This is a genomic window from Kribbella sp. NBC_00889, assembly GCF_045207705.1.
In the GTDB taxonomy this organism is placed as follows: Bacteria; Actinomycetota; Actinomycetes; order Propionibacteriales; family Kribbellaceae; genus Kribbella.
Genome location: NZ_CP108783.1, coordinates 3,337,365 through 3,353,920, shown reverse-complemented (window position 1 = coordinate 3,353,920; position 16,556 = coordinate 3,337,365). Strand labels below are relative to the sequence as shown.

The window sequence follows — 16,556 nt, the reverse complement described above, 5'->3', positions numbered from 1 at the left end:
CGGTTCACCGTACCAACGGTGCCGTCGACCAACTGGGCGAAAGAAAAGCGATGACGATTCGGCGGGTCGCTCGTCCAACCTTCTGACAGCATCCACCGAAAAGGACGACGCCATGACCGAAGCGACCGCCACGCCACCGATCGTCGACCGGGAGACCTTCCTCCGCGAACGCCGGGGGCTGCTCGCCCGCGAGAAGGCCCACACCCGGGAGGGCGACGCGATCGCCGCGGCCCGGCGCCGGCTGCCGATGACCGAGGTCGACGCGTCGGCGAGCCTGGTCGGCGAGGGCGGGCCCGTCTCGTTGGGGGACGTGTTCGATGGCCGCGACCAACTCATCGCCTACAAGCACATGTGGCATACCGGCAAGGGGATCGAAGGTCAGTGCGAGGGGTGCACCGCGTCGATCTTCGACGTCCACGACGCCAGCTATCTGAACCATCGCGGAGTGTCGTTCGCAGTCTTCTGCGAGGGACCGTGGGAGGAGATCGCCCCGTTCCGTGAGTTCATGGGTTACACCCTGCCGTGGTACTCCATGGCCGGTGTCGAAGACCCCGGCGTCGGGCCGGGCCTGCTTGACGACCCAGGTAACATCGCCTGCTATTTGAGGATCGGCGATCGGGTGTTCCTGACCGGTGAGACGATCGGCCGGGGTGTCGAGGCGACCATGCTGCAGGCCCGCCTGCTCGATCTGACGGTGTACGGCCGTCAGGAAGAGTGGGAGGACTCACCGGCGGGCTGGCCGCAGTACCGGACCTACACCTGGTGGGCCCAGGACGGCCGGCCCGTCCCGCAGTGGACCAGGCCGGGGGCCGTACGGCAGGACGAATCCGCCGGCGACCCGGAGGGTCATTGCTGTGGACAACCAGCGTCAGAACCGCGGCAAGGACAGTAGGCCGTCGCTGCCGTCGGCCGTCAGGCCGCTGCGCACCGAGCGTCGCGTCGGATGGTTGGCCACGTGCAGGCGCGGCCCGCGCTGTCCGCTGGGCCATTGGAGGTACGCATGCCCCCGTGACCGGGCGATCCAGAGCACGAGATCGCCGATAGAGCTTTCCTCCGGCCCCGCATTGCCCTCCCATCGGACGGTCGTCACACCGTCCACATCGTCATGACCATTGGCCAGGCGAATCGCAGTGACAAGGACCATCGATTGACTTGCCAGGCTCATCTCTCGGCGCACCTCCAGCTCGCCCTGTCGACAGCAGCAGAGTGGCACGGCGGACGGCCTGCGGGAAGCCTTAATTAGGCGTTTCCAGGAGGGAGAATCGCGACGCGAACGGCCCGTGCTCTGACCATGACCGAGTGCGATCAATCGGGTCCTGGCGGCCTCAACTGCCCGGGCTGTTGTACCTCCGGATCATCCGGTTGAAGAAGGCGAGACCGAGGGCGAAGACGACCAGCCCGCCGGCCGGTGAGAGGTACGCCAGCCAGGCAGGTATCGGCAGGTCGTCGGTTCGATCGAGGAGCACGGTGGCCGGGAGGTAGGCAATGAACGCCATTGGGAAGATGAAGGTGAGGGACAGGAATCCCCAGCGGCTGAACATCGTCAGCGGATAGCCGCTGAAACGCGTGATGGTGTCGTCGGCGAGGATCCGCAGCGACATGGTGGACGTCATCCGGAAGGACAGCCCGGCCAGGAAGGTTTGCATGCCGGTCTCGACCAGGCCACCACCGACCAGCGCGGCGATCAGGAACGCCACCTTTCCCGGCGTCCAGTCCACCGAGGCCTGAGGGGCGAAGACCGCCAGCGCTCCGAACCCGAGCAGAGCGTCGCCGAGGGCCATGAGTGGTGCGTAGCGGGTCACGACCTGCAGGTAGATTCCGGCCGGGCGCAGCAGGTAGCGGTCGACATCGCCTTGCTGGATCGCCTGGTCGATCGAGAGCAGCGCACCGAACGGGACCACGTAGAACGCATGCGCGGCCAGCCTCATCCCGAACAGGAACGCGATGTCGTTCAACCGCCAGCCGTCGATGACGTTGAACTTCGCGAGCAGGACCCCGATGAACAACAGTTGCGTACCCTGCAGCACCATTCCGCCGAGGATCGCCGAGAGGAAGCTGACGCGATAGCTCATCGCGGCACGCCAGCCGGCCCTCAGCAGGATCCGGCTCGCGCGCAGATCCTCCCGGACCGCGGTCAGGGTCGTGACCTGCTCAGCCACCGAGCACCACCACCTTGTGGACGGCTCGGCGCCAGACCAGTTGCAGGAGCAGGAAGAGCACCACCACCCAGCCGAGCTGGAGCGCCAGCGTGCCGACCAGTTCGGCCCCGTGCCTGGTCCCGAACCAGATGGACAGCGGCGCGTAGATCTGCGCCTGGAACGGAAGCCAGCCGATGATCGGTTGCAGCCACTCCGGCATGAACCACGGTGGGATCAAGGCGCCGGACAGGAACGCCGACCCGAACCGGTAGAGGATCATGATGCCGCCGATCTCGAGAGTCCAGAACGCGGTCATCGACACCAGCAGATTGATGGTCATGATGTTCGCGACACCGAGCGCCATCGACACGACCGAGGCCAGCAGGTCGAGTACGGTGTGCGGCGCCTTCACCGCTCCGAGCGCGAGGCCGGTGACCAGGCCCGCTGCCCCGAGCGGAAGTCTGCCGACCATCGTGCCGCCGGTTTGGGCCAGGTTCTGGCTGATCAGCGACCGCGGCCGGATCATGTCCACGCCGATCTGACCGCGCATGACTCGCAGTGGGAGTGACGAGAACTGCCACGGCATGACGACCGCCTGAAGACAGGCCGCCAGTACGGCGTACGCGACCGCGGTTGCGCTCCCGATTCCGGCGACCTGCTCGTGACCGACGAACAGAACGCGCCAGACGACCACGGTCAGCGTGGCCTGGATGACCAGCCCGACGATCCCGAACAGAAGGTCCGCGCGGTAGGCGAGGACGGACTGGTACCCGGCCCGGTAGAAGCCGCGAAGCCCGGTCAGGCGGGTGCTCAGTGTGTCGACGGGCATCAGTCGCCCGTACTGCGTGCGGCCACCGGCGTCCGCTCCGTGTACAGCTGCCGGATCACGTCCTCGAGGTCCGGCTCGAGCAGGGACAGGTCCGTGATCGGGTAGCGCGAGGTGAGGTCGTGGACGACCTTCGGTGCGGCCGTCGCGTCCGGGTCGAACCGCAGCGTCGCCTTGACGGTGTCGGCCGAGACCACCTCCGCGAACGGGGACGCGATCGTGGTGGCGTCGAAGTCCGTGCAGTGCACCACGACGTCCCGGCTGGTGACGTACTGCGCCTTGAGCATCTCGACGTCGCCCTCGTACAGGATCTTGCCGTGGTCGATGATCACCACCCGCCGGCAGAGCCGCTCGACGTCGTCCATGTCGTGGGTGGTCAGGATGACCGTCGTACCGCGGCCGGCGTTGATCTCCGCGACGAACTCCCGGATCTTGCCTTTGGCAACGACATCGAGTCCGACCGTCGGTTCGTCGAGGTACAGGATCCGCGGGGCGTACAGCATCGCGGCGACCAGGTCGCCGCGCATCCGCTGACCGAGCGAGAGCGACCGCACCGGGGTGTCGATGAACTCGTCCAGGTCGAGCAGCTCGGTGAACTCCCCGAGCCGGGTCCGGTACGTCGCCGGGTCCATCGTGTAGAGGTCCCGGATGATCTCGAACGAGTTGCGCAAGGGGAGGTCGTACCAGAGTTGGGTCCGCTGCCCGAAGACGGCGCCGATGGTGCGTGCGTTCCGGCGGCGATCACGCCACGGGACCTGGCCGGCGACCGTGACGGTGCCCGAGGTGGGGACCAGGATGCCGGTGAGCATCTTGATCGTGGTGGATTTGCCCGCGCCGTTCGGACCGAGAAATCCGATCAACTCACCGTCGTCGATCTGGAAACTGATCCCGTCGACCGCTCGGGTGACTTTGCGGGCCCGGGTGAACAGCGATCGCGTGCCCGCGAAGCGTCCCGGGCGCACATCCGGCCGTGAGAAGTCCTTGGTGAGATCGGAGACCTCGATGATCACGTGCGCATCCAACCTTCCACTGACGGCAGGTCTCCGCACGCGCACACCGGGACCTGCGGGGCGTCATCGGACCATACCAGTTCGGATTCGCCCCGGCACTCGATTTTCGCGCTCGCCCTGGCCGCGGTCGTCGACCCTTGACCTGCTTCGGTCGGCAGGCAGAGGCTGACGAGTGGAAGCCCCGGCTGCGAAGGAGATGGCGTGATGGCGAAGGTGCTGATTCTGACCGGTGATGCCGCCGAAGACCTGGAGGTGTTCTACCCCTACCAGCGGCTGCTCGAGGAGGGGTACGACGTCCACGTGGCGGCGCCCGCGGTGAAGAAGTTGCAGTTCGTGGTGCACGATTTCGTGGACGGGTTCGACACGTACACCGAGAAGCCCGGGCACACCTGGCAGGCCGATATCGCGTTCGCCGACGTGGATCCGGCCGACTACGTCGCGCTGGTGATTCCGGGTGGGCGTGCACCGGAGTACATCCGCAACGACGCCGACTGCCAGCGGATCGTGAAGCACTTCTACGGCGAGTCGAAGCCTGTGGCCCAACTCTGTCACGGACCACTCATCCCGGCGGCTGCCGGCCTGTTGAACGGGCGGAAGACGTCGGCGTACCCGGCGCTTGCACTCGACATCACGGCCGGGGGAGGGGAATGGGTCGACGGCGACGCGGTGGTCGACGGCAACGTAGTCTCCGGCCGCGCCTGGCCCGACCACCCCGCGTGGATGCGAGCCTTCATGACAATCCTGAAAGAGCACGCCCCGGCCTGACTGCCCGAAGCCCGCGGAGGTTCCCTTGTGGGATCTCAGCCGATAACATCGCTGGATGGCGATGACACCTGGTTTGGTCGATGTTGGGGTTGACGAGACTCGGGCGTTGGTGGTGGCGGCGTGTCTTTTCAATGGGTTCAGTGATGTGTCTCGGCTCGCGATCGTGCGGCATCTGGCGCTCGGTGAGCATCGTGTGGTGGATCTGACTGAGCATCTTGGGCTGGCGCAGTCGACGGTGTCGAAGCATTTGGCTTGTTTGCGGGACTGTGGGCTGGTGCAGTCCCGCCCGCAGGGGCGGGCTTCGGTGTTCAGCCTCACGCATCCTGAGGCGACGCTCGAGATGCTGTCGGCGGCCGAGCGGCTGCTCAGCCTGACGGGCGACGCAGTCGCACTCTGCCCGAACTTCGGCGAGGCAGCACGGCAGCCCGAGGACACCACGCCATGAGCCACAACCATCCAGAGCACCATGAATCTGCTGGTCGGCCGGAGTTGCAGTTGCAGCCGGTGCAGATCACCACCGCGCCGTCCAGCACCTGGACCAGTGATCCGGAGGAGCGGCGCCGCCTGGGCCGCCGTGCTCAGCTGCTCGCCGGCGCGTCGGTCGCCTACAACGTGATCGAGGCCGCGGTCGCCATCAGCGCGGGCCTCGTGGCTGGCTCCGTTGCGCTGGTCGGCTTCGGGCTCGACTCGGTCGTGGAGGTTTCCAGCGGACTGATCATCTTGTGGCAGTTCCGCCATCACCTCCCGGAGACCCGCGAACGTCAGGCGTTGCGGCTGCTCGCGTTCTCGTTCTTCGCACTCGCGGCGTACGTCGGCTTCGAGTCGACCCGGACGCTGATCACGGGCGCTGACCCGGACACCTCGCCGGTCGGGATCGGGCTGGCGATCGCTTCGCTGATCGTCATGCCGTTGCTGTCGTGGGCGCAGCGCCGTACCGGCCGGGCGCTCGGCTCGAACGCAGTCGTTGCCGACTCCACCCAGACACTCCTCTGCACCTACCTGTCCGCCGTCCTGCTCCTGGGCCTGGTGCTGAACGCGACCCTCGGCTGGGGCTGGGCCGATCCGATCGCCGGACTGGCCATCGCCGGCGTCGCGGTGCGCGAGGGTCTCCAAGCCTGGCGCGGCGAAGGCTGCTGTGCGCCCCTTGCCGACGGCAGTGCCGGATGCACGGACGGATGCGCCGACGACTGCTGCAAGGACTGACCCGATCGCTCTGCTGGGCTCTCCTGACGTACCTGCTAATGGGAAGGACTGACGTCCGGCTGGCTGTACGCGAAGTCGGCGGCTGGCCGCAGCGACATCGGCCCGCTCGCGCGAAATCGTCGGAGGTGAGCCCCCGCGTCCTGGGGACTCCGTCTGTCAGCGCGTCAGGAAGGAAGCAGAAATGCCAGCCACACCGTTGAGCAGGGTGCTCTACACCGCCGAGGCGACCGTGGAGGGCGGCCGCGCCGGGCATGGTCGGACTACCGATGGTCATCTGGACGTCTACCTGTCGGTACCCGCGGACATGGGCGGCCAGGGTGGTCCCGGCACGAATCCCGAGCAACTGTTCGCGGTGGGTTTCGCGGCTTGCTTCCAGTCGGCGCTCCTGGGCGTCGCGCAGGGTCGCAAGCTCGATGCCGCCGACTCCCAGATCCGGTCCCGCGTCGGGATCGGCCCGACCGGTCACGGCGGGTTCGGCCTGCAGGTGACCTTGGACCTGCACGCACCGAATCTCTCGGCCGCCGACGCTGCGGACCTGATGCTCCGCGCGGACCAGCGGTGCCCGTACTCCAACGCGACCCGCGGCAACATCGACGTCATCCTCAGCGTCGACGGGCAGCAGATCGAACAGGCCGCCGCCTGACCGTACGACGGCGCAGGCACCTCCTACGGCGTGCAGCCGCAGGAGGTGCCTTCATGCTGTCCGTGGGGTTCCTCCGGATTCCTGCTAGCAGGGGGGAGGGACGGGGGCTGGCGGTGTCGACCGGGGAGGGGCGGACGGCCCAGTCTGGGAGAGTCCCCACAGGTGTCCCGGGAGGTGTGACGGGAGCCGGCCCCGGCTAACCCGTTCCACCCCTCGCCGGAGGGCGATCTGCCCCCGGACGGTGCCGCGCCCGACGGTACGAGGAGGTCGAACAGTGAACGTGGTCGTGGAATACAACCCGGTAACTGACGGCGCCCCGGTCGTCGTCTGCAGCGAGCGGGCCGGTGAGTGGCTGATGCGGTGCCGGGTCTGCGACTCGGACCGGATCGAACCCACTCAACTCGACGCGATCGTGATGAGCGTAGTGCACTACATCATTGGCGAGGCCAACGGATGCAACGCCTTGAAGCTCGCCGAGCACCGGCGCATCGCGCGCAGTACCCGGTGAAGCAGGCACCACTCGCCTGGGGGACCCAGATCGCTTCAAGTCAAGGGATTCCGGGCACATGATCGTCGTCGTTCTCTGCGGACTGTCACTCGCGCTGCTGTCGGGCGTGACCTATCTCGTCGTACGCCGGGTCAGGTCCCGGCGGCTCGGCTACCCGGACAGTGCTCTGGAACCGATCGGGCCGCCGATCGAGGAGATCGCGGTCAGCCTTCGGCAGTTGCTGCAGCGGCACGACAGGTACGCACGCTCGGATGACCGCGTCTTGCGGCTCCGCAGGATGTCGGAGCTGGAATCGGTGATCAACCTGCGGGCGGCCCAGGCTGCCCTTGCGCTCGACGTACCTCACCCGGCGTGGCAGCTGTACGGCGAACTGGACAGGGAGCACCTGCGCCTGCTCCTGTTCGCGCTCGTCGCGGCGGGTCTTATGCTGCCGACCGCAGTCGCGCTGATGGCGCCCGACGGCCGGCGCTGACGATCTCGCCGGGAAGGGCAGTCATGGGTGAGGCGGACCGCCGCCGGGCCGACGTACTGGTCAACGGCTTGTACGCCGAGTACGGGCGGAGCGTGCTGCTGTTCGTCACTCGGCTGACAGGCGACCGTAGCGGAGCCGAGGACATAGTCCAGGAGACGCTGGTCCGGGCCTGGAAACACGCCGACGACCTGGTCGAGGACAAGGGCTCGGTGCTCGGCTGGCTGCTCACGGTCGCGCGGAACCTCGTCGCCGACCGCGCCCGGGCTCGAGCCCTTCGTCCCCTGGAGCTGGGAGACATCGCCGAGCACAGCCGCATCCATGGAGATCACTCCGAGTCCGTGGTGAACACCATGATGCTCGGCGACGCCCTTCGCCAGGTGTCCGCCGCACACCGCGACGTCGTGGTGGAGCTGTACTACCGCGGCCGATCCGTCACCGAGGCCGCCCGCGAACTCGGCGTACCTCCCGGCACCGTGAAGTCCAGGTTGTACTACGCGCTCCGTGCCCTCCGCACCCTGATCAGCGTGCCCGGCCCCTGACTCCGACGGCGGCGACGACCAGGCCGATCACGATGATGATCGGGCCTGCGACCGTCCAGAACGTGGTGCCGCTCATCGCGCTGCCGCCGATGACACCGGCGCCTTGCAGGTTGAAGAGGAGGCCCAGGAGCGCCACCACAACACCCACCACAATCATCAGTGGCTTCTTCATTTTTGCTTGCTCCCTTGAGGATCAGTCGGTGTGGACGTAGCGGCTACCGCGGAAGAGTGAGGCGACGGCGGCGATGAGCGACATTGCGATGGCTGCGCTGAACACGATCACCAGGCCGTGATGGAACGGGGTGGCGATGAGTTGTGGGAAGAACTGCTTGCTGGTCAAGGTGTTCAGGTCGGCGCCATGGATCGCCGATGCCGGCAGGCTGCCGAGAAGCGTTCCGATCGGGTTCGCGCCGAGGAAGGCGGCGAACAGGCTGCCGACGGGCGGCTGCTGTCCGATGCCGTTTGCGACCGTTGCGGAGACCCCGTGCGCTTCGAGGCCGGAGGTCAGTGCTGCCGGCAACGTCTGCGCGAGGCCGACGATCATCAGGCTGAAGAAGATGCCGATGGACAACGACGTACCGGAGTTGAAGAACGTGCCGCGCATGCCGGACGCGACGCCGCGCCGGTTGGCCGGAACACTGTTCATGATCGCGGTGGTGTTCGGCGCGGAGAACAGCCCGGAACCGATGCCGTTCAGCACCAGCAAGCCGCCGAAGGCCCAGTAGTTGAAGTTGGTGGGCAGCATCATGAGACCAAGGAAGCTGAGTGCCGCCAGCAGGAGGCCGCCGGTTGCGAAGGCCCTCGCGCCGTACCGATCGGAGAGGAAGCCGGACATGGGTCCCGCGATCAGGAACGCCACGGTCAGTGGCAGCAGGTAGATTCCGGCCCACAGTGGCGTGCTGGCGAAGCTGTAGCCGTGCAGCGGCAGCCAGATGCCTTGCAACCAGATGATCAGCATGAACTGCAGTCCGCCCCGGCTCACCGAGGCCAGCAGACCAGCCAGGTTGCCTGCCGTGAATGCTCTGATGCGAAACAGCGACAGGTTGAACATCGGCGCCTCGACCCGTGCCTCGACCACGCAGAACACGGCCAGCAGTGCGGCGCCGCCGATCAGTCCGGCCAGTACCCACGGATTCGTCCAGCCCATGTCGTGGCCGCCGTACGGCTGGATGCCGTACGTGATGCCCGCCAGGATCGCGGTCAGGCCGACCGCGAACAGTGCGTTGCCGACCCAATCGACGCGCGCCCGCGTGCGGACACTGGTCTCGCGCAGGCTCTTGTACGACCAGATCGTGCCGATCAATCCGAACGGTACGGAGATCAGGAAGACCAGCCGCCAGTCCACCGGTGCGAGCAGACCGCCGATGACCAGCCCCACGAACGACCCGCCGATGGCGGCGACCTGGTTGATACCCAGCGCGAAGCCGCGCCGATCGGACGGGAACGCGTCGGTGAGGATCGCGGTCGAGTTCGCGAACAGCATCGCGGCCCCGACGCCTTGGACCAGCCGCCACAGGATCAGCCACAGCGCTCCGCTGCCCTGGGTGAACGGATCGAACACCAGGGCGATCGACCCGACCGTGAACACGGCGAAACCGAGGTTGTAGATCTTCACCCGGCCATAGATGTCGCCGAGCCGGCCGAGGGAGACGACCAGGACCGCGGTGACGAGCAGGAAGCCCATCAGCATCCACAGCAGGTAACTCACGTTGCCCGGCTGCAGCGGATCGAGCTTGATGCCGCGGAAGATGTCCGGCAGCGAGATGATCACGATGGAGGAGTTGATGGTTGCCATCAGCATGCCCACCGTGGTGTTCGAGAGCGCGATCCATTTGTAGCGAGGATGATCGGCATCAACAGTGAACCGGGACGACGTACCGACCGGTGCAGAACTCACGTGTACACCCCAAACAATATCGTTAGCAAAAGTAACGATACCCACGCCCCAACCACATCCCAACCGCCTCCGCCCCCGATCATCTGTCCGGTACGGGTGTGGTTGGTCACTCCCACGCCGCCGCCACGCGCGGGTAAGACGCCGGACGGACACCGGGGTGGGTGTCCGTCCGGCGTGTCTCGGATCGGGCGGTCAGCGGGTGACGTCGTACACGAGTTTCTGGATGCCGTTGGGGTAGGACTGGCTTTCTGCCAGGGTGAGGTTTTGCTTGTCCTTGTCGGTGTCGCTGAAGAGGCGTTTGCCGGCGCCTAGCAGGACGGGGAAGACGAGCAGGTGGTAGCGGTCGATCAGGCCGGCGTCGGAGAGGTTGCGGTCCAGGGTGGCGCTGCCGTGGATGATGATCGGGCCGCCGTCGGTCTCCTTGAGGGCGGCGACGTCGTCCAGCGACCGCAGGATGGTGATGTCGCCCCAGTTGGTGACCAGGTCCTTGTCCTGCAGGGTGGTCGACACGACGTACTTCGGCAGAACCTTGTAGCGCGGGAAGTCGTCGAGCATGTCCGGCCAGACCGGTGAGAAGGCCTCGTAGCTGACCCGGCCCATCATCATGGCCGCGGCCTGCTCCTGCTCGCGGCCTTTGAGCTCGTACGCCGCCTCGTCGAACGCGACGTCCTTGAACGTCCAGCCGGAGTTGCGGTAGCCGGGCTCCCCGCCGGGTGCCTCGACGACGCCGTCGAGTGAGACGAACGCGGTGGCGATCAGGGTGCGCATCAGTTCCTCCTTGGGGTGATGTGACGTGCTGTCGTCAATGCGTCGAACAAGGGCCGCCGGGTACGACACATCGCGTCGACAACGTACATCCGCCGCGAGATCACGGGATCATGCGCAGGTGGTTGCGCGCCGTGAGTACGCCGAACGCGACCATGCTGAACGTCGTCAGCACGGCCGGCACGAAGAAGACGTGGGGGAGACCGATGGCTGCCACGCCGATGCCGCCGATCGTGCCGCCGACCGCGGAACCAAGCGGGATCGCGCTGAGGAAGATGCCGGACGCCGTACCGACGCCTTCGGGGTAGAGCTGCTGTGCGATCGACACTCCGAGCGCACCGACGCAGGCCCACAGACCGGCCGTCAGTGCTTGCCCGAGGAACAGTCCTCCGACCGAGGTACTTGTCGCGTAAGCGAGGTTCCCGGCCAGGCCCAGCGCGGCGCCTCCCGTCATGACCAGCATCGGCCCGAAGCGGTCGGCCAGCCGGGCGACCACGGGTAGCAGCAGCAATTCGAGCAACGGCTGTACGCCGATCACCGCGCCGCGCACCGAATCGGAGACATGGAGCTGTTCGGCCATGTAGATGGGCAGATAGCCGAACTTGATCGTGTCACCGGTCATCGCCAGTACGCAGACAGCGGTGAAGATCAGCAACGGCATCAGCTGGTCGATCTGCCGCCGGCTCGCGGGTCGCGGTGGCAGGGACAAGTTGTGATAGCGCTCCACGCGTTGGCGCCCGAGCGGGATCAGTTGCGCGAAGGTGCAGACGGCGGTCGCCACCAAGAGCGCCCGAAGCCCGAACACACCGCCGAACCAGCTCCCGAAGACCGGTCCGAGGATCCAGCCGGTCGTGAACGCCATCCGGACCGTTGCCACGACCCGGTTCTCGGCTTTCGTCGGGTGCCGGCTCAGCTCGTCCCGGCAGGCCGCGAACAGCTGCGCCATGGATCCGCCGGCGACACTCAGCGCCACGGCGCTGATCACGAACGGGAGCCAGACCGTGCTCGCGGCTGCCATCGCGAGCCAGGCGGCAGTCCCGATCAGCGCGCAGATGCGGAACCAGAGCAGTCGATCGTGGCTCCGGTCCGACAATCGGCCGACTGCGTAGCCGGCGATCGGCGCGGCCAGGTTGGTGACGTAGTACAGGCCGGCCACGGGCAGGGGAGCGCCCAGGTCGCGGACGAGGAACAGGGTCAGCTGAGGAGTCGCGGCCGACACCCCGATCCCGGCGATCAGCAAGGACAGGAACGCCGAACGGTAGAAACGCGACTGGACGACGATGCTCAGCGCAGACTCGGACCGGTCGAGCATGGGCCTCCCCCCAAGTCGCGGCTGTCGAAACCCTATCCGGCCCGAGCAGGTCCGCGCCCCGCTGTCCGGCGTACGGTGAGCGCATGATCGCGCGCATGTGGCGGGGCTGGGTGCCCACCGAGAAGGCGGCCGAGTACGTCGACATCGTCGAGCGCACCGGGATGTCCGGCTATCGGCGTACGCCGGGAAACCAGGGCGCACAGCTGCTCACCCGCGATCTCGGCGACGGCCGGACCGAGATCATCACGCTGAGCTGGTGGACCGACCTCGACCACATCCGCGCCTTCGCCGGCGACGACATCAGCCACGCGAAGTACTACCCCGAGGACGACGAGTACCTCCTCGAGCGGGAGGACACAGTCACCCACTTCGAGGTCGCTCCGGTGCCGAGCGAGGCGTGACTACTGTGGTTCCTGACGGCCGCATGACCGCCAGCCGCGCTTGAGGAGGAATCATGACGGATGAACCGTTCGAGACGTCTGAGGATGCTCGGCGCGATCGGCGGGAGCATGGCGGGGCTTCGTCGCTGCGCCCCGATGACGACGAGTTGGCCCGGCGGACCGAGCAGGAGCGGGTCGAGGCCGGCATCGACGACTACGATCCGGACGACGTACCGCCGGCGACCGACGAGCCAGTGCCGACCGACCTCACCGAGTCCGAGGAGTACCAGGAGGCCGAGGCGGAGCTCCGCCGGGAAGAGTCCGAGGGCGAGGTCTACCCACTGACGGAGAAGCACCCGTTCCCGCCAAGCCACTACGACCGTTCCTGACCGATCCCGGCCGGCGGCATGCTCAGGGTGAGTAGGTCGGCCAGGCCGAAGGTTGGTCCGGCGGTGCGCAGGGTCGGGTGCCAGGTGGGCTCGAGGCTCAAGTAGCTGGCCGGGTCGGCGCGAAGCAGGCCGATCAAGACCTCCGCGACGATCTGGCCGCCGACCGGGCCTAACCGGTCTCCGTCGCCGCGGTGCTCTGACTCCTTGAGGATGTAGAACCACAGCGGCGTACCGTGCGGCCAGTTCTGCTGCAGCTCGTCGGCGGTCAGTGGCTGTGCGCCGATGAGCCTGGCGATCGCCTCGCCGCTGGGCAGCTGGGTCGTCTCGCCGCGGAGCAGGTCGCGTACCGCCAGCGAGCGGTAGGACGCGGTGTCGACCGCGCCGGTCACCTGCTCGGGCAGCCCGATGAGGCTGGCTGCGAGCCGACCGTCGAGGCGTTTGGCGCGCTGCGCGGGCGGGCTGCCAGGCAGATCGAAGATCTGCGCGAGATCGAGACGCCGGTCGGCCGGCGGCGGCCGGAACCCAACCAAGTCGGGGAACAGCGGTACGGCGGGACCGCCCTCGACGAGCTGGTAGGTATGCCGGATCTGGCCGTGTCCATACCGGTACGCCGCGTCGGCGAACTCCAGCGGGATGTACGCCTGCAGCGGCTCCGGCGTGAACCACCGGCCGCCCTCGGCGAGCACCTGTTCCACCAGCGGCGCGCCAACCAGGCGCGGCAGGAAGTCGTGGACCACGATCCACTGGTAGTGCCACGTCAGCGCGGTCCGGGCCTGGCCGAAGACATCGGCCTCAGGTACGCCGTCCGCGCGCAGCTTGTCAACAATCCGATTGTGCGCATGCAGCAGGGCGACGTGCAGCGTCAACGAGAACAGATGGACGTCGTTGCGCGGGTCACCGATCAACGCGACGCCCTGGTGATTGCGCGGTACGTCGCCACCGTCGGGACCGAGCAGGAACTTCGCCGGGTCGCCCAGATCGAACAGGTACGGCGATCCGATCGGGCCGTCGGAGTACACGATCTCCAGGTTGAGCCTCGGAGTGCGGGCGTTACGCAAAGCCTCGGCGTCGACGCCCCCGGCGATGGGGGAGCGGTCGGCCGTGATGTCGTGTGCGATCAACTGGCCGAAGAACGGCCAGCCCGCGGCTTCAGTAGCGTCGTCGCCCGCGCTGACCTCGTCCAGAGCTGCGGCCGCGTCGCAGATGCCACCGGTGCCGCCTGCGCGCATCAGCACCTGAGGGTCGGTGCCGAGCGGCTCCAGCCCGGGAAACATCCGCCCGTAACGCGCCGAGCCGGTGGGCCGGTCGACGGCACGTGCCGGGCTGAGGCAATGGTCCCGGGCGACCTGGTGACTGCCATGCACCTGGGGTGGAGCGCTGTGCGGCACCTGAATGACCTCCATGAAGGACGGGGACAGACCAGTCGCTCACTTAGACAGGACAGCCACTCGGTCTGTGACGTCGCGCGTGCGCGTCCGCCAGGGCCGTGGAAGCCACCAGTTGGCATCGCCGAGGAGAGTCATCAGGGCTGGGACCAGGGCCAGCCGCACGATGGTGGCGTCGATCAGCACGGCAACCGCCAGGCCCAGACCGAACATCTTCGCGGTCGGATCGTCGGTGAGGGCGAAGCTGACGAAGACCGAGATCATGATGAGCGCTGCCGAGGTGATGACGCGGCCGGTGGTGGCGATGCCGTGCACCGTCGCACCGTTGTTGTCGCCGGTCCGCACGTGCTCCTCCCGGATCCGGGTGAGCAGAAAGACCTCGTAGTCCATCGACAGACCGAACACCACGGCGAACATGAACATCGGGATGAAGGGCAGGATCGGAAGTGTCGACTCCAGCCCGATCAGGCCGGCCGCCCAGCCCCACTGGAACACCATCACCATCACGCCGAACGACGCGCCGATGCTCAGCAGGTTCATCAACGCCGCCTTCAGCGGTACGACGACCGAGCGGAAGACGACGGTCAGCAGCACAACGGACAGCAGGATCACCGCGCCGATGAACAGCCCGAGCCGATCGTTGACCTTGGCACCGACATCCGCGAGCGTCGCCGTCTGACCACCGACATGCGCGGTCGCCGGGCTGTGCCGCAGTACTGAAGGAAAGACCTCCGCGCGGAGTCGCTTCACCGTGGTCATCGTGGCGTCGTCCTGCGGTCCGGTCGTCGGTACGGCGATCAGCGTCGCGACTCCGGCCGAGGTGTTCACCTCGGGACGTGCGACCGAGGCGATACCCGGATCGGCCTTGACGGCGTCGACGAGCGGCTGCACGACGGTGGAGTCCTTCGAGATGTCGACGGCGATGACCAGCGGACCGTTGCTCCCGGCACCGAATCCCGCGGCGACGAGGTCGTACGCCCGGCGCTCGGTTCGCTGCACGGGAAGTGCACCGTCGTCGGGTGTGCCGACCCGCAGCGCGAGAACCGGTGCGGCGAGTGCCAGCAGCAGCACGGTCGCGCTGATTGCATACGCGGTGGCGTGCCGCGACACATGTCCCGCCCAGCGTTGCCATCCCGGGCCGGGGGAGGACCGCACGCGACGTACCCGGAGGCGGTTGATCCGGTGCCCGGCAAGGCCGAGGAAGGCGGGTAGCAGGGTGAGCGACGCGAGCACCATGATCAGGACGATGAGCGAGATGGCAACGCCACCAGCAGTCATGAACGGTACGCCGGCCACGGCCAGTCCGAGGATCGCGACCACCACCGTGCCGCCGGCGAAGAGCACAGCCCGACCAGCGGTGGCGACAGCCTGACCGACGGACTCCTCGACGCTCACCCCGCGGGCCAGCGACTCGCGGTGCCGCGTGACGATGATCAGCGCGTAGTCGATACCCACCCCGAGACCGATCATGCTGCCGAGCACAGGTGCCCAGCTGGGCAGCTCGATCAGGTAGGTGACGAGTGACAGCGAACTGATCCCGAGCGCGAGGCCGAAGAGCGCCATCCCGATTGGCAGGCCCATCGCGATGATCGAACCGAAGGCGAGCAGCAGGATGACGATCGCCGCGATCAGACCGAACGCCTCGCCGAGACCGGCCTGGCCCTCCTCGAACGCGTAGAACAGGTCGCCGCCCAGCTCGATCCGCAGCGGCGAACCCGCGGCTGCCAATGACTTGAGGTTCTCCAGGTCGCTCGGCTCCAGCTTCGCCAGCACCGGGTATTGGAGGCGGATGAGACCGACCCGGCCGTCGGGTGAGATGACGGGATCGCCCACGCGAAGCACGTGAGGAAGCCCGGCCGCGGTCGACCGGACCTGGGTCAGAGCAGTCCGTAGCTCCGGCGAGGTCAGCGTTGCGTTCTGGTCGCGCGGGGTGACCACGACCTGCGCGGTCAGGCCGGCCTGATCGGCTCCGGCGGCCGACAGCAGATCGGTCGCGGTCTGCGAGTCGACGCCCGGTGCCCCGAACGACTCCTCGAGTTTCTTGCCGAAGGCGCCGGACGCCGCGACCACGAGCGCCGCCACCACCAGCCACGCCCCGATGACCACCCACGGCCGGCGTGCGGCGTACCGGCCCAGTCTGTACAGGTTCGACCTCATGGTTCAGCTCCTTCGGCGAGGGTTCGCGATCATCCGGCGAGGGTTCGCGATCATCGTGTCGGCGACGAGCAGGACCGCGCCTCGGGCAATGGGGCGGACTTTCCTCGGCCGATCAGCCGAGCCATGAGCCGTACTTTGAGCCGATCCGCTGGGCGCCCGATGTCCCT

Annotated in this window: 20 protein-coding genes; 10 read left to right on the top strand and 10 right to left on the bottom strand. The window is 67.4% G+C overall.

Annotated features, from left to right (window positions below; genetic code table 11):
* Positions 1–112 precede the first annotated feature (112 nt).
* The gene (locus OG817_RS16265; RefSeq protein ID WP_406055538.1) at positions 113–892 is read left to right on the top strand and encodes a DUF899 family protein; all 780 of its coding nucleotides are present in this window, start codon (positions 113–115) and stop codon (positions 890–892) included.
* Here the strand turns inward: OG817_RS16265 and OG817_RS16260 are convergent.
* The 4 genes from OG817_RS16260 to OG817_RS16245 all read right to left on the bottom strand — a co-directional run bounded on the left by OG817_RS16260 (position 869) and on the right by OG817_RS16245 (position 3,974).
* Positions 869–1,165: a hypothetical protein gene (locus OG817_RS16260; protein WP_406055536.1), complete on the bottom strand. Its 297-nt coding sequence runs from the start codon at positions 1,163–1,165 to the stop codon at positions 869–871. The genes OG817_RS16265 and OG817_RS16260 overlap by 24 nt on opposite strands.
* Before the next feature lie 160 nt (positions 1,166–1,325).
* Positions 1,326–2,159, bottom strand: coding sequence for an ABC transporter permease (locus OG817_RS16255; protein ID WP_406055534.1), 834 nt, complete (start codon positions 2,157–2,159; stop codon positions 1,326–1,328).
* Entirely contained in the window at positions 2,152–2,967 is an 816-nt protein-coding gene (locus OG817_RS16250; protein WP_406055532.1) for an ABC transporter permease, read from the bottom strand. Before OG817_RS16250 ends, OG817_RS16255 begins: the two co-directional genes overlap by 8 nt.
* Positions 2,967–3,974, bottom strand: a complete 1,008-nt coding sequence (locus OG817_RS16245; protein ID WP_406055530.1) for an ATP-binding cassette domain-containing protein — start codon at positions 3,972–3,974, stop codon at positions 2,967–2,969. Before OG817_RS16245 ends, OG817_RS16250 begins: the two co-directional genes overlap by 1 nt.
* A gap of 204 nt (positions 3,975–4,178) precedes the next feature.
* Here OG817_RS16245 and OG817_RS16240 point away from each other — a divergent pair, with 204 nt between their 5' ends.
* The 7 genes from OG817_RS16240 (at position 4,179) to OG817_RS16210 (ending at position 8,104) form a co-directional block, all read left to right on the top strand.
* Positions 4,179–4,739, top strand: coding sequence for a DJ-1/PfpI family protein (locus OG817_RS16240; RefSeq protein ID WP_406055528.1), 561 nt, complete (start codon positions 4,179–4,181; stop codon positions 4,737–4,739).
* Between the two features lie 55 nt (positions 4,740–4,794).
* Positions 4,795–5,184, top strand: a complete 390-nt coding sequence (locus tag OG817_RS16235) for an ArsR/SmtB family transcription factor (RefSeq protein ID WP_406055526.1) — start codon at positions 4,795–4,797, stop codon at positions 5,182–5,184.
* Entirely contained in the window at positions 5,181–5,942 is a 762-nt protein-coding gene (locus OG817_RS16230) for a cation diffusion facilitator family transporter (RefSeq protein ID WP_406055524.1), read from the top strand. Before OG817_RS16235 ends, OG817_RS16230 begins: the two co-directional genes overlap by 4 nt.
* A gap of 181 nt (positions 5,943–6,123) precedes the next feature.
* Positions 6,124–6,585 carry an organic hydroperoxide resistance protein gene (locus tag OG817_RS16225; RefSeq protein ID WP_406055522.1) on the top strand — a complete coding sequence of 154 codons (462 nt, stop codon included), beginning with the start codon at positions 6,124–6,126 and terminating at the stop codon, positions 6,583–6,585.
* Between the two features lie 274 nt (positions 6,586–6,859).
* Positions 6,860–7,093 (top strand): hypothetical protein, encoded by a 234-nt coding sequence (locus OG817_RS16220; protein ID WP_396390263.1) that lies wholly within the window; start codon positions 6,860–6,862, stop codon positions 7,091–7,093.
* Between the two features lie 58 nt (positions 7,094–7,151).
* Positions 7,152–7,565, top strand: coding sequence for a hypothetical protein (locus OG817_RS16215; protein ID WP_406055520.1), 414 nt, complete (start codon positions 7,152–7,154; stop codon positions 7,563–7,565).
* A gap of 23 nt (positions 7,566–7,588) precedes the next feature.
* Positions 7,589–8,104: a sigma-70 family RNA polymerase sigma factor gene (locus OG817_RS16210; RefSeq protein ID WP_406055518.1), complete on the top strand. Its 516-nt coding sequence runs from the start codon at positions 7,589–7,591 to the stop codon at positions 8,102–8,104.
* Here the strand turns inward: OG817_RS16210 and OG817_RS16205 are convergent.
* The 4 genes from OG817_RS16205 to OG817_RS16190 form a co-directional block, all read right to left on the bottom strand.
* The gene (locus OG817_RS16205) at positions 8,085–8,276 is read right to left on the bottom strand and encodes a hypothetical protein (protein ID WP_406055516.1); all 192 of its coding nucleotides are present in this window, start codon (positions 8,274–8,276) and stop codon (positions 8,085–8,087) included. The genes OG817_RS16210 and OG817_RS16205 overlap by 20 nt on opposite strands.
* Before the next feature lie 21 nt (positions 8,277–8,297).
* On the bottom strand, positions 8,298–10,001 hold the full coding sequence (locus tag OG817_RS16200) for an MFS transporter (protein ID WP_406055514.1): 1,704 nt from the start codon (positions 9,999–10,001) through the stop codon (positions 8,298–8,300).
* A gap of 192 nt (positions 10,002–10,193) precedes the next feature.
* Complete coding sequence (locus tag OG817_RS16195) at positions 10,194–10,769, bottom strand: dihydrofolate reductase family protein (protein ID WP_393389151.1); 576 nt, start codon at positions 10,767–10,769, stop codon at positions 10,194–10,196.
* A 100-nt stretch (positions 10,770–10,869) separates the two neighbouring features.
* A complete protein-coding gene (locus OG817_RS16190) occupies positions 10,870–12,078 on the bottom strand; it encodes an MFS transporter (protein ID WP_406055511.1) in 1,209 nt (402 codons plus the stop codon).
* An 83-nt stretch (positions 12,079–12,161) separates the two neighbouring features.
* Between OG817_RS16190 and OG817_RS16185 the strand changes: the two genes are divergently transcribed.
* Complete coding sequence (locus OG817_RS16185) at positions 12,162–12,479, top strand: antibiotic biosynthesis monooxygenase family protein (RefSeq protein WP_396390268.1); 318 nt, start codon at positions 12,162–12,164, stop codon at positions 12,477–12,479.
* A gap of 53 nt (positions 12,480–12,532) precedes the next feature.
* Positions 12,533–12,847 (top strand): hypothetical protein, encoded by a 315-nt coding sequence (locus OG817_RS16180; protein WP_406055509.1) that lies wholly within the window; start codon positions 12,533–12,535, stop codon positions 12,845–12,847.
* Here the strand turns inward: OG817_RS16180 and OG817_RS16175 are convergent.
* Together OG817_RS16175 and OG817_RS16170 are read right to left on the bottom strand one after the other, a co-directional pair.
* Complete coding sequence (locus tag OG817_RS16175) at positions 12,832–14,250, bottom strand: peroxidase family protein (protein ID WP_406055507.1); 1,419 nt, start codon at positions 14,248–14,250, stop codon at positions 12,832–12,834. The two genes, OG817_RS16180 and OG817_RS16175, sit on opposite strands and share 16 nt — an antisense overlap.
* A gap of 24 nt (positions 14,251–14,274) precedes the next feature.
* Positions 14,275–16,389 (bottom strand): MMPL family transporter, encoded by a 2,115-nt coding sequence (locus OG817_RS16170; RefSeq protein WP_406055505.1) that lies wholly within the window; start codon positions 16,387–16,389, stop codon positions 14,275–14,277.
* Positions 16,390–16,556 lie beyond the last annotated feature (167 nt).

Coding starts and splice junctions, on each gene's coding strand:
- OG817_RS16265 (WP_406055538.1), top strand. CDS start 113: ATGACCGAAGCGACCGCCACGCCACCGATCGTCGACCGGGAGACCTTC.
- OG817_RS16260 (WP_406055536.1), bottom strand. CDS start 1,165: ATGAGCCTGGCAAGTCAATCGATGGTCCTTGTCACTGCGATTCGCCTG.
- OG817_RS16250 (WP_406055532.1), bottom strand. CDS start 2,967: ATGCCCGTCGACACACTGAGCACCCGCCTGACCGGGCTTCGCGGCTTC.
- OG817_RS16240 (WP_406055528.1), top strand. CDS start 4,179: ATGGCGAAGGTGCTGATTCTGACCGGTGATGCCGCCGAAGACCTGGAG.
- OG817_RS16235 (WP_406055526.1), top strand. CDS start 4,795: ATGGCGATGACACCTGGTTTGGTCGATGTTGGGGTTGACGAGACTCGG.
- OG817_RS16230 (WP_406055524.1), top strand. CDS start 5,181: ATGAGCCACAACCATCCAGAGCACCATGAATCTGCTGGTCGGCCGGAG.
- OG817_RS16225 (WP_406055522.1), top strand. CDS start 6,124: ATGCCAGCCACACCGTTGAGCAGGGTGCTCTACACCGCCGAGGCGACC.
- OG817_RS16215 (WP_406055520.1), top strand. CDS start 7,152: ATGATCGTCGTCGTTCTCTGCGGACTGTCACTCGCGCTGCTGTCGGGC.
- OG817_RS16210 (WP_406055518.1), top strand. CDS start 7,589: ATGGGTGAGGCGGACCGCCGCCGGGCCGACGTACTGGTCAACGGCTTG.
- OG817_RS16205 (WP_406055516.1), bottom strand. CDS start 8,276: ATGAAGAAGCCACTGATGATTGTGGTGGGTGTTGTGGTGGCGCTCCTG.
- OG817_RS16195 (WP_393389151.1), bottom strand. CDS start 10,769: ATGCGCACCCTGATCGCCACCGCGTTCGTCTCACTCGACGGCGTCGTC.
- OG817_RS16190 (WP_406055511.1), bottom strand. CDS start 12,078: ATGCTCGACCGGTCCGAGTCTGCGCTGAGCATCGTCGTCCAGTCGCGT.
- OG817_RS16185 (WP_396390268.1), top strand. CDS start 12,162: ATGATCGCGCGCATGTGGCGGGGCTGGGTGCCCACCGAGAAGGCGGCC.
- OG817_RS16180 (WP_406055509.1), top strand. CDS start 12,533: ATGACGGATGAACCGTTCGAGACGTCTGAGGATGCTCGGCGCGATCGG.
- OG817_RS16175 (WP_406055507.1), bottom strand. CDS start 14,250: ATGGAGGTCATTCAGGTGCCGCACAGCGCTCCACCCCAGGTGCATGGC.
- OG817_RS16170 (WP_406055505.1), bottom strand. CDS start 16,389: ATGAGGTCGAACCTGTACAGACTGGGCCGGTACGCCGCACGCCGGCCG.